3 protein-coding genes are annotated in these 12,932 nt (G+C 58.0%); 2 read left to right on the forward strand and 1 reads right to left on the reverse strand.

The annotated features are described in order from the left end of the window. Positions 1-3: 3 nt before the first annotated feature. The gene (locus tag AM218_RS15070; protein ID WP_231717597.1) at positions 4-5,142 is read right to left on the reverse strand and encodes a translocation/assembly module TamB domain-containing protein; all 5,139 of its coding nucleotides are present in this window, start codon (positions 5,140-5,142) and stop codon (positions 4-6) included. A gap of 227 nt (positions 5,143-5,369) precedes the next feature. On the opposite strand from AM218_RS15070, the gene AM218_RS15075 reads away from it, so the two are divergent. Further along, positions 5,370-8,105 carry a 4-alpha-glucanotransferase gene (locus tag AM218_RS15075; RefSeq protein ID WP_071843811.1) on the forward strand — a complete coding sequence of 912 codons (2,736 nt, stop codon included), beginning with the start codon at positions 5,370-5,372 and terminating at the stop codon, positions 8,103-8,105. A gap of 432 nt (positions 8,106-8,537) precedes the next feature. Then, complete coding sequence (locus tag AM218_RS15080) at positions 8,538-12,794, forward strand: Ig-like domain-containing protein (RefSeq protein ID WP_410471218.1); 4,257 nt, start codon at positions 8,538-8,540, stop codon at positions 12,792-12,794. The last annotated feature ends 138 nt before the right edge of the window (positions 12,795-12,932 follow it).

Consider the following 12,932-nt stretch of genomic DNA (forward strand, 5'->3'; position numbering starts at 1 on the left):
GTCTTAGTTCAGGGCTTTGTTCTGGAGGGTATCCTGCGCGGCGGCTTTCTCGGCCCGGCGGGCGCGGCGGTCGGTGCGCACGGCCTGCTTTACTTCCGGCGCAATCTTGGCAAACAGCTCCTGCGCGCTGTTGAAGTCGCGCTGGAAAATCAGGGCCATACCCGTGCGGATAAATTGCCCGTCAATGTCTTCGTAAGCGTTGTTGCGGAAGGCGCGCAGCCGCAGGCGGCCGTCGCTCAGAATGTTGTATTCAATACTCACGTCGCCAGCAAACTGGCTGGCCGCGGAGGCACCGCCCGCTGCCTGGTTGCCGCCCCCACCCAGCGGCACATCGGTACCGAGGCGCACGCTCAGCCGGTCGTTAAACAGCTGGCGGCGCACGGCCACGTTCAGGTCCGTCTGGTTGTACTGCTGGCCCGTGCCCGACACGGCGGCGTACGAATCAACGCCCAGCTCCAAGCCGATGCCCGCCAGGTATTCGCCGGTCAGGCTGTTGAGCTGGTCGGTGAGCACCTGGCTGGCCGAGCCGCGCAGCTGGTTGGCCACCAGGCCACCCGGGGCGGCGGTGCTCTTCAGCGGGTTATCGGGAATAAAGCGGTTGAGGGCCAGCAGGGCAAATACCTGCTTGTTCAGCTCGTTCTGCTCGCTGGGCTGGCGCAGCTGCTCCAGCTTGGCGCGCACCGGTGCCGACACCGGCCCGGTGCTGTTTTCCGGCAGGCGGATATCAAACCCAATGGTGGGCTTCAGCAGCTGGTCCGTCACCTTCAACAGCACTTCAAAAGGCAGGCGGTTGCGCGCCAGGTTGCTGATTTCGGGCTGGTCGGTATCCAGCTGGTTGGAAATCAGGTCGGCCGCTACCGCGCGCACTTTGTAAATGGCCGTAACATCCACCTGCGCGTTGAACGGGTCGCCGGTCCACAGAATAAAGGAGCCCGGCGCAATGTCGAATTTGCGCTCCGCCAGATCATACAGGGAAAGCTCGTACTGGCCCTCCGTTACGCCCAGGCGGCCGGTCAGGCTTTGGGCGCCGCGCTCATCCAGCACCGCATTCAGGGTGCCTTCGGCGCGCACGCGCAGGTTGTCGCCGGCGGCTTCATCAATTACAATGGTAAAGGGCGTGCGGTCGGTTACGGTCACGTTGGCCTGCACGTCGTAGCCAGTGGGCACGGCGGCGCTGTCCACCTCGACCACCGCGGTGAGGGCCGAGTCCAGCTTGGGCGCGTCTTTATCCACAAACACCACAATGCCTTCGCGCGCTACCTCCACGGGGTCATCGGTGGGTACCACCACGGTCAGGTCAGAGCCATCGGCCACGGTGGCGCGGGTGCGCACGGCGGGGCGGTTCAGCACGCCCGTAATCCGCGAGTCAGAATCCACGAACAGGGTGCCGTAGTATAGCGGGTTGTCGCTGCGCTTGCTTTTTACGGCCAGGAAGTTGTCGGTGACGGCTGTCAGGTCCAGGCGATACTGCGTGACGGAGGCCAGGTTGCGGGCCGGAATAATGTAGCCGTTGAAGATGGCCTTGCTGCCCAGGGAGTCCAGCACCGCAAAGTCATCAAAGCGCAGGCCGCGGTCATCCAGTACCAGCTCCTGCTCCGAAATGTGGTAGGGTGCGCCCAGCTGCGAGAGGGTGAAGCCCGCGTCGCGGAAGCGCACGTTGCCGCGCAGCTGCGGCGCCGTGGTCGTGCCCCGAATGGTGAGCTGCCCGGTCAGTGCCCCGCTGGACTCCCGGATCTGTCCGAGGGAAAATGGCTCCACGGTCTGTACATTCAGCTGCGCAATGTCGGTGGTGAGGTCCAGGGCACCGCTGGTGTTATAAAAGCCCCGCACGCGCACGTCGTTGCCGTCCTGGCTGGTGAGCTCAGCGGTGAGGTCGTAGCGGTCGGCCACGTTGTTCACAATGTTGGTGCGCACATCGCCCAGCACGTATTTGTTGTAAGCCAGCTGGGCCAGGGAGAGGTCGGCGGTGAAGGCCTGGCCGGGACGTCCCAGGTTGTAGGCTACGGCCTGCCCGTTCAGCGTGCCGCCAATCAGGGAATCCTGCAGGCCGGCCGCGCGGCCAATAGCATACAGGTCGAAGTTGCCGATCTGCACCTGCAGCGGGTTGCGGGCCCCCGGCAGCGTTTGCAGGGCCAGGAAACGGTCTGCTGCGCCTTCATTGCGGCTCAGCCGCACGTTCTGGGCCACAATGTTGCCCGTGGAAGGCGTATAGCGAATGAAGTTGTTGGGCCCCACTACCCAGTCTTTGCGGTCTACTGCAAGATCCGGGGCAAAGCTGAACTGATAGGTTTTGGCCCCATTCAGCACCTGTAGCACGCCGCCCAGGCTCAGCCGCTCTGCTGAGTCTGCCTCGGCAATGCGCAGGCGGGTGCCAATCTGGTTGTTGGCGATGCTGCCCGTGAGCGAGGGATTGGGCACCCGCAGCGTGGTATCCTGCCGAATCTGGTCGAGGGCTACGGAGTAGTCCAGCTTCTGCGGATCAGAGCCCACCCGCACTTTCAGCGAGTCAAAGGCCGTGCCCAGGTAGCGCATATAGGCTACATCGGACCGGACCGTGAGGTTGGCGGCGCGGCTGTCGTAGCTGCCGGAGGCCGTGAAAGGCGAAATACGCGTGAGGCCCGTCACAAACTTGGGCAGCAGCCGCGCGCCCGACTTCGGCACCAGCACCTCGAAAGTAAAATTGCGGGCCACCGAGGAAGCGCGGTACTGCACATCGGGCAGGTCAAAGTACCGGTCAATGTGGCGCTGCAGCTCCGTGGCCATGTCGCCGAGGCGGGTGTTGCCGCGCACGGTGGCCTGCAGAATGGTGGAGGTGAAATCCAGCTCGGTGCGGCCCGGCACCTGTACAATGCGCGCATTCACGGAGTCAAGCGGAATGGCCTGGTTGTTCGATACCACTATGATATTATTGCCGACCAGCGTACCGTTGAGGGTATTCAGATCCGACCCCGAAAGGTTGGCGTCCAGATCACCCTGCACCCGCAAATCACCGCCGGTGTAGAAGCCCAGGGCCGTGAGATTCAGACTTTTTACGTTGCCGCTGAAGGCGTAAAGCGGGGCATTGGGGTTGCGCAAATCCACGGTGCCCTTAATAGCGAAAGCGGCGTTGGCGTCGCCGGTGCTGCGCGCATCAATGGCGTACTGCTGCCCCGTAATGCCCACGGTGGCGTCGATGTTGCGGTAGGTGTAGTCGCCGTAGCGGGCGCGGTCCAGCTTGGCCACCAGCTGGCCGCGCATGGTGGTAGGCTCAAACCCAGCGCCGGTGTAGGTGCCACGGCCGGTTACCGCGCCAATATCAGGCTGCCTGAGCAGGCGGCCGAGCTGGAAGTTCTGGAAGGTGAAGCGGGCATCCACCGGCTCGCGGCCGGCGCGGCCGGGCCGCAGGTTGGCCACAATGGTAGCGCCGCCATAGGATGTATTGGCGCGCAGATTCAGAGCCAGGTCGTTGGCGGTGGGGCGGCCGCGCACGGTGCCGCTGAGCGTGGCCCGCTCCGGCAGGTCAATGACGTCCTGGGGAATAAGGCCGGCGGGCAGCAGGTCGTTGATGTCCCGTTTGGTGGTGGTCAGCTGCCGGATATTCAGGTCGGTGTACAGGCGGCCATCGGTATTAGGCAGACCCCGGATGCGGCCATCGACGCGCACAATGGTATTGCGCAGACCCACAATTTCCACGTTGTTGAGCGCTAAGTTGTCCAGCCGCCCGGTTATGCGTCCGTTCAGCAGCACCGACTGGTTAGGGCCACTGGTGAAGGGCTTTTCGGTGATGAGGTCGGGGGCCAGATACAGGATGTCGCGGAAGCCCAGGCGCGTGTCGCGCAGGTCGGCCTCCATGCGCATCTTGCCAATCAGCTTAGAGTCGGCCAGCATGCCCAGGGAATCAAACCCAATGGCCAGCGTGCGGCGAATGCGGGTGTGCGGCGTAATCAGGTCGAGGTTATCCAGCCGAATCTGCACCGAGTCGTAGACCACGTCGGCGGCGGCGCGGTCTACCCGGAAGCCGCTTTGCTCACGGCCGCGCAGCAGATCAATGCGGCCGGTAGTGCGGTTGTTGGTATACACCAGATTGCGGGTGCGCAGGGCCAGCGAATCGAACAGCATATGGTTGTAGTCCATGGCCGGCAGGCGGGTGCGCTGGCGCTTTTCATCCACGTTATCAAAAGCAAACCGCAGCCCGCTGATATCCGACTCCTTCAAAGAAAGGCGCCAGCTGGTGGGCGCACCGGTGGTTTGCGCCACCGCCGAATCTAGCTTCTGCACCGTTTCCACGGGGTTAATCACGCGCTGTTCCACGGGCACATTCTCGTTCTGGGCAAATGCCACTTCCGAGTTGCGCAGCGTCAGGGAGTTCAGGGCAATGCGCTGCCGCAGCAGGTCAATGTTATCCGCCGTAACCTCGCCCTGCCCGATGCGCGTTTTGATGTACTGGCCCGAGGGGTTGTTGCGGTAGTTCAGGGCCACGTTTTCCAAGGTGGCTTTCTCCAGCCCAAACGTGAGCGTGAGCGGCTCAGAAGGGGTATCCGGCGGCACTTTGGTTTGGGTGATATCGAGGCTGGTATTCTTCAGGGCCGCCGTCTCTACGCGGTAAATGCTGCGGTCTACGTCCACCTCGTTCATGGCCACGGCCAGGTCGCCCACGCGGGTGCGCACATTCAGGCCGTCTACCTGGTCCTTATAAGTCAGGTAGATGTTCTGCAGGTGCGCGTCGCCGATATCATACTTAAAGCCGCCGGTAGAGTCGGCGGGCGTCGTAGTGGTGGTGTCGCCGGTGGCGAAGGCGGCCAGAATATAGTCGAAGTTGTAAGTGGAGTCCGGCTCGGTGCGGGCAATGTGCACGGTGCCATCGGTGAGCTCCAGAGAGCTGAGGTTGATTTCTGATTTGGTGAGGGCCCATAAATCCAGGCCCAGGGCCATTTTGCCCACCGCCACCAGTGTATCGCCTTTCTGATCTTCCAGGTACACGCCTTCCAGGGCCAGGCCGTGGCGCCAGTCGGTGCGGAACTTGTCAATGCGCACTTCCGTGCCGATTTTGTTCTGGAGGTAGCCGGCCGCTTTGCGGGCGGCATAGTCCTGTACGGAGGGAATCTGCAGGGCTACTATCAGCCCCAGGACCAGAAACAGGACCAGGGCCAGCAACCCCAGCACGGCATACAAAGCGCGACGAGCAGACGTGGGTAGAGAGTTGATAACGCAGCAGGGTTAAGGTTCGTGGTTCTCCCAACGAAAAAAGGAGCGCCGGGGTTAGTTTTAGAAGATTTCTAAGGGATAACCCGACAACCGGACCCAATTTTTCGTAGGCTGATTCCCGCCGCTTCCACCCGTTCCAAGCCCGCGGACTGTTATCTTTCGGCCGCATTCTGTCCCCTTTCACTATGATCCTACGGTTTACTCTCCCATTCCGCACCGAATGGGGCCAGCGCTTTATGGTATGCGGCAACCTGCCCCAACTGGGTGCCTGGCAGCCCGACCAGGGCTTGACGCTCCAGTACCAGCCTGATACCGGCATCTGGAGCTGCGAAGCAACCATGCCCGACGAGGAGCTGACCCTGGAATACAAGTATGTGCTGGTGGATGAGCGCGACGGCAGCGCGCAGTGGGAGTGGGGACCCAACCGGCAGGAACACGTGAATGCCCAGCAGTTTGAGCGGGTGGTGCTGGAAGACTACTGGCGCGCACCGGCCCAGCCGGAAAACGAGTTGTTCACGGCGGCCTTCACCCAGGCCCTTATGCGCCGCAATGCGGTAGACGTAGCCCCGCGCCCCACGGCCCGCCTCGCCGACTCCGTAGTGCGCTTTCAACTGCCGGCCCCGCGCGTGGATACCAACCACCATCTCTGCTTGCTGGGCTCTGACCACGCCCTGGGCACCTGGGACGAGCGCAAAGCCGTGGTGCTGTCTGACCGTGACTTTCCCACCTGGTGCGTGGATGTGGCCCTGGAAGATTCCTCCCGCCCCGTGTACTACAAGTACGGTATCTGGGACGCGGCCCAAAAGAAAATAGTGCACTTAGAAGGCGGCGAAAACCGCGTGCTGCTGCCCCCGGCCGAGCGCCGCACCCTGCGCATCCGCCACGACGAGCAGTTTCGCTACCCCAATGGCAACTGGCGCGGCGCCGGCGTGGCCCTGCCTGTCTTCTCCCTGCGCAGCCGTCACGGCCTGGGCGTAGGCGAGTTTACCGACATTCAGCTGCTGGTAGACTGGGCCAAGCAGACCGGCCTGAAGATGGTGCAGATTCTGCCCATCAACGACACCACCGCCACCCACACCTGGGTTGATTCTTACCCCTACGCGGCCATTTCGGTGTTTGCCCTGCACCCGCTCTACCTCAACCTGGATAGCATTGCGCCCCTGGCCGATGCCGCCCAGCAGGCTGAGTTGGACAAGCTGCGCACCGAGCTCAACGCCCTGGACCACGTGGCCTACGAGCCTGTGATGAACGCCAAGTGGAAGTTTGCCCGCCTGCTATATCAGCAGGAGAAAGCCGCTTTCCTGGCTAATGCGGAATTCAAAGAGTTTCTCGAAGAGCAGAAAAGCTGGCTGGTGCCCTACGCGGCCTTCTCCGCCTGGCGCGACCGGTTCGGCACGGCCGATTTTGAGCAGTGGCCCGATGATTTCCGCACCCCGCCCACCTACGGGCAGATTATGGATTTCGACAGCGCGGAGTTTGACGAGTACGGCCTGCACCTGTTCACGCAGTTCCACCTGGACAAGCAGCTGCGCGCCGCCGTGGAGTACGCCCGCTACCACGGCGTGGTGTTCAAAGGCGACCTGCCCATCGGTATCTACCGCCACTCCGTGGATGCCTGGACCCAGCCCGAGCTTTACCACATGGACCGCCAGGCCGGCGCCCCGCCAGACGACTTCTCGGTTACGGGCCAGAACTGGCGCTTCCCCACTTATAACTGGGAACGAATGGCGCAGGACGGCTACGCCTGGTGGCGCCAGCGCCTCACCCACCTTTCGCGCTACTTCGTTGCCCTGCGCATCGACCACATCCTGGGCTTTTTCCGCATCTGGGAAATTCAGGGCGACTCCGTGGAGGGCCTGCTGGGGCGGTTTGCGCCGGCCCTGCCCCTGCACCGCGACGAAGTGCGCGACCGGCTGGGCTGGTTCGACTACCGCCGCCTCTGTGAGCCCTACATCCGCTGGCACATGCTTCGCGACATCTTCGGGCAGGATGCCGAAGCCGTGCGAAATGAGTTTCTGGAAGATGCTGGCTACGAGGCCTTCCGCTTGCGGGAGGAAGTGCGCACCCAGCGCCAGATTGAAGCCGTTTTCGAGGAAAAGCTGCGGCAGGAGCCCGGCCGCGCCGACCACCTGCGCCGCATCCGCGACGGGCTGTACAAGCTGGTAAATGAGGTGCTGTTTCTGGAAGAGCAGGGCACCTACGGCCAGTACCTGCACCCGCGCATCACGCTGCAGCACACCTATTCCTTTAAGGAGCTGGATGAGGCAACCCGCCAGCGCGTGTGGGATTTGTACGTTGATTTCTTCTACCGCCGCCACGAGGAGTTCTGGCGCCGGCAGGGCCTGATTAAGCTGCCGGCCGTGCGCTACGCCACCAACATGCTCATTTGTGGCGAAGACCTGGGCATGGTGCCCGAGTCGGTGCCGGGCGTGATGAAGCAGCTGGGTATTCTGGGCCTGAACATTCAGCGCATGCCCGCCGACCCCAAAACCGAGTTCGGCCACCCCGACGCGGCCCCTTACCTATCGGTAGTAAGCCCCGGCTCGCACGATATGAGCACGGTGCGCGGCTGGTGGGAAGAAGACGCCGAGAAAACCCAGCGCTTCTTCCAGCAGATTCTGGGCCACTGGGGCGAGCAGGCTCCCTTCTATTGTGAGCCCTGGGTAGCCCGCGAAATTCTGCTGCAGCACCTGTTCTCGCCCGCCATGTGGGCCATATTCCCCATTCAGGATTTGCTGGCCATTGATGGCAAGCTGCGCCGGGAAAACCCGCAGGACGAGCAGATTAACGTGCCGGCCAACCCGCAGCACTTCTGGAAATACCGCCTGCACCTGCCGCTGGAAGAGCTGCTGGCCGCCGAGGAGTTCAACCACACCCTGCATGAACTGGTAGCGCAAAGCGGCCGGGACAGAGTGTATTGATTTCTCCCAACCCTTTACAAGCAGAGCTATTAACAGAAATGTTAGTAGCTCTGCTTTTTTATGACAATCTAAAGATAGATGTGGTGATTTGATATTTGAACGGTCATTTAATATAAAACATTAAGGATATTTTATATTAAATGAAGTGTGTAATGGATGAGTTAACCGATCTTATAGTATGATTCTTTGAATTTTAGGGACGATGCCTACGGAATATGAACTACTTTTGTTGCTAAAATTCTGCACAGACTCACCTTTTGCTTGTCATTGCTTCCCTTTTAGCTCACTGGTTACATAAACCGAATGAAAACAACCTTACCATTTATCTCAGGATTGCCAACCTTGTTGTCGTCGAAGCAACTAAGCCCTTCGCAACTAGCTGCCTGGCCTGATAGGGCTTGGAAGAGCAGCGAAGGTACTCAGCTTCGGAAGATGTGGGCATTCATTGCATTTCTGATTGTATGCTTGCCTTTATCCTTAAGTGCCGCAACTACCACTATTACTGGCTTTACGCCTAATAGTGGTCCAGTAGGAACCATAGTCACCATTACTGGGACGAATTTTAAAAGTAACAGTGCCGTTAAATTTAACGGTACTACGGCCGCTTTTACCTTCGTATCAGCCACGCAAATCAAGGCTACTGTGCCATCAGGTGCAACGACGGGTAAGATTCAGGTTTCACCTCCCGGTAACACTACGGCCACTTCTGGGGCCGACTTCACGGTAACCGTTGCTCCAGTAGCAGTAGCTGATGTGGCCTCTACTACCTATAAGCTACCTACCACAATCAATATTCTTAATAATGATACGCCAGGTAGTGCCGGGGCGCCCAGTGCTATTAATACGGCCAGTGTAGTGCTTTCCAGTACTACCGGCAGCAATGGGGGCACTTTCTCCGTCAATGCCAGTGGCGTGGTGAGCTTCACGCCACCCGCTACTATTGTAGGCACCAGTATTACCACCAGCGTAAGCTACACGGTAGCCAACAGTGCTTCGCCAGCGCAACGTTCGGCGGCGGCTACTATTACAGTAACGGTAACAAACACTGCGCCCGTAGCTAACAACGACCCTGGTAACACGGTTGCTGCCAGTGGTACTGATTTAGTGATTAATGCTTTGAGCAACGATACGGATGCCAACGGCAACGGCACAATTGATAACACCAGCATCGTGCTGGGTACTGCCACTGGTACCAGTTCCGGCACATTTGCCAAGGGCACAGGTGCTAATCTGGGCAAAGTAGTTTTCACTCCCACGGCCACAGCAGGTACCGCAACGGTTACTTACACTGTGAAGGATGATGCGGGTCTTCCGTCCAACTCCGCTACCATTACCGTGGTGGTAATAGGTGCTCCTATAGTGAATCCGGACGTAGCGTCAACCAATTACAAAACACCCATCACCATCAGTATTCTGAGTAATGATGTAGCTGCCGATGGTGGTGCGGGTGCCAATGCTATTAATGTGGCTTCGGTGATTCTAAGCCAGGGCGCAACTTCAGGCACCAGCAATGTTACCGGCAGCAATGGGGGCACTTTCTCCGTCAGTGCCAGTGGCGTGGTGAGCTTCACGCCACCCGCTACTATTGTAGGCTCCAGCATTACCACCAGCGTAAGCTACACGGTAGCCAACAGTGCCACACCAGCACAAATCTCCAATTCAACCACTATTACTGTTACCGTAACCAATGCCACGCCAGTAGCTATTGATGGCGTAAACGTAGCCTTGGTAAATACCGCAAACGCAACGGCTTTATCTCCTTCGCTGTCAGGTGCTGACGTGGAGAATGATTTGTTTTACTATACCATTACCGGTGGTCTGCCAACTGCCGCACAAGGCCTACTGGCTTTCAATGGTACTCTCATTGCTACAACCCCTAGCGTCAACATTCCGGCTGGCCAGCTCAGCTTACTGACTTTTGACCCTGCGGCAGGTTATGTAGGCCGCGTAGTGCTGACGTTTACTGTAACAGATGGCAGCGGTCTTTCATCATCCCCTACTACCTATACCATTCCGGTTGGTGCTGCTAATACCATCAGCGGTATTGTGTACGAGGATGTGAATTATGGTGGGGGCATGGGCCGCAGCCAGGCAGCCAGCAGTGGCATCGGTCGTAATGGCGCTACGGTGGAGTTATATACTGGTGCCAATGCTTATCAGGCAGTTACAACAACTGGAGTTAATGGCATTTATACATTCTCTGGGCTGGCTGCTGGTACTTACAAAGTACGCGTAGTCAATAGCACCGTAACCAGCCGCCGCGGTGGCTTTGTTGCAGGCCTGCTGCCTGTACAAACATATGTGAACAGTGATGGGAACCGCGTAGGAGGTGAGGCGCCAAACGTGGCGGATGCCGCTGCCAGAACTGCTGGCAATCTTCCTGCTAACTCGCAGTCCCTGGCTACAGTTACGCTGGCTGCTAATGGAGCCGTCGGCTCGGATTTCGGCTTCAGCTTTGATGTAGTTGTGAATACCAACGATACAGGCCAGGGTTCTTTGCGGCAGTTCATTACGAATGCCAATGCTTTGGTTAATACCGGTTTGGATCAGCGCCCATTCAATAACAATGGGTTTGATAGCGGAACCGATTTCCCTGCCGGGCAGGAAACCTCCATCTTTATGATTCCGGACGGTACCGCTAAGCCAGGTTTGCGTGCTGGCCTTACCAATCAGCTAAAGAATGCGGCTGGAACGGCAGCTACCATAAATAGCCGTGCTTTAATTACGCTGGGCTCCAGCCTAAGCCTTACTAATGCTACAACGCCTGCCAACGCCGCAGGCACCGCCATTGATGGCACTACCCAGAGTACGCTGAACAACTCCAACCCCATTACGCTGGGAACCGGTGGCACAGTAGGTACCGGCAAAGTGGCCCTCAGCAAGGTGAATGGTTCAGAAGTAGAAATCGTTGGACCTACAAATATCACCAACCTGATTCAGGTTTCAGCGGATAATTCTATTGTGCGCGGAGTATCGCTGCATGGTGGTGCCAACGCCTTAACGGTGACCAGTGGCACCAATATGCTTATTGAACAAAACCTGATAGGCGTAGATGCCTTTACTGCCGGAGCGGCCCCAGCACCAGCTACCAGCACAATTGGCGTAAAATTGACGAACCCCTCGGGCACGGTACAAAATAACCTTATTGCATACGCAGGCAGCTCAGGACTGAGCTACTCCGGAATAGGCGCAGGTTATATTATTACCAACAATGAGTTTGACAAAAACGGTCGGATTACGGCAGGAGGGGACAATATCACCATTGCCGACCAGATAGCTGCCGGCAGTGTTGCGGGACCGGTTACCATAACCGGCAACCTGATTGCTAATGCAAACAGTAGCGGCATTCAGTTTGATATTGCCAAACTCAGCACTAATAAAGTGCAAAACAATACTGTCTCAGGTAATGGTCTGTACGGAGCTGTTACCCGGCTGGAAGGCTCGGGCATTCACTACCTGTCGCGTAATGGTACGGATCGGGGAACCAATCCGGATATCATCAGCCAGAACATTATTACCCAAAACCAATCATCGGGTATTGTAATCAATTATGGTCAGCGTGGCATCCGGATAAGCCAGAACTCCATTTACCAGAATGGTAATGGTACCACCGGTGGGCAGGGACTACTTTCTGTTGACTTGACTCCGGCTACCTATTATGTGAATAGTGCGGATGCCAATGGAAAATCACGCTACGGGCAGGGAGATGGTGTAACGGCTAATGACGGAGTAGCTAATGTTAACCAAGCGAATGGCGGCATGGACTACCCGGTGATTACGCTAATCGAAAAAGCCGGTCCTGGGCAGCTTCGTGTAAAAGGCTATATTGGAAATAACCCAGCGGGCAGCGCCCTGTTTGCCAATACTATTGTGGAAGTATATAGCGCCAACAATGCCGATACTAACCAGAATGGCCCAACCACTACTACCAGTGGTGATAATGTAGCGCATGGCGAAGCACAATCATATGTAGGTACGCTCACCGCCGACGCAAATGGCCTGTTTGATGTGACATTTAACACTATTGCCGCCACCATCAACTCGGGCGATATTGTTTCTGCTACAGCTTATCTGGCAGCCTACGGAACGTCTGAAGCTGGTGTCAACAAGCTTAGTGATTTTACAGTAACACTCCCCGTGGAGCTGGTGAGCTTTGAAGCAAAAGCCGGCAACACAAATGTGCAGCTTACGTGGGCTACCGCCTCAGAAAAGAACAATGACCACTTTGCAGTGGAGCGCAGCTTCGATGGTATCACCTTCGCCCAGATTGGGCAGGTGCGCGGCAACGGCAATAGCACTAACTACCACTATTATAGCTGCACTGATGTCAGCGTAGGTTTGCGCCACACAGGCACGGTGTACTATCGCCTGCAGCAAGTGGACGTTGATGGCCAGGCGCACCGTACATCGGTAAGGGCAGTAAACATCAAGGGCACTGTTACAGCCAATAGCATTAGCCTGTATCCTAACCCAGCCACCGAGCAGGCTACCTTAGATTTGAGGGCCCTGCCGGCAGGCACTTACCAGGTGCATATTCTGGATATGATGGGGCGGGAAGTGTACCGCACGCAGGTACAGGGCGGCGGCCTCCCAACGGTTGATTTGCGGGCCGTAAGAAGTGGAACGTATCAGGTTCTGATTCAGGGAAATCAGGTGAACCTGAGCCACAAGCTGGTGAAGTACAAATAGTTTCACGGCCTGTTTATTATAACAAAAGCCTCTCCCTGATGGGAGAGGCTTTTGTTTTTACTGGATGGCGGGAGGTGCCACAGAAAGCAGCGACCGGGCCAAGAGCCGTCGCGGAAAATGAGTCGGCGGGGCACAGCA

The sequence above is a fragment of the Hymenobacter sp. DG25A genome, from assembly GCF_001280305.1.
Classification (GTDB): domain Bacteria; phylum Bacteroidota; class Bacteroidia; order Cytophagales; family Hymenobacteraceae; genus Hymenobacter.

Bases quoted from the DNA above. Each gene is read 5' to 3' on its own strand.
- AM218_RS15075 (WP_071843811.1), top strand. From the start codon at position 5,370: ATGATCCTACGGTTTACTCTCCCATTCCGCACCGAATGGGGCCAGCGC.
- AM218_RS15080 (WP_410471218.1), top strand. From the start codon at position 8,538: ATGTGGGCATTCATTGCATTTCTGATTGTATGCTTGCCTTTATCCTTA.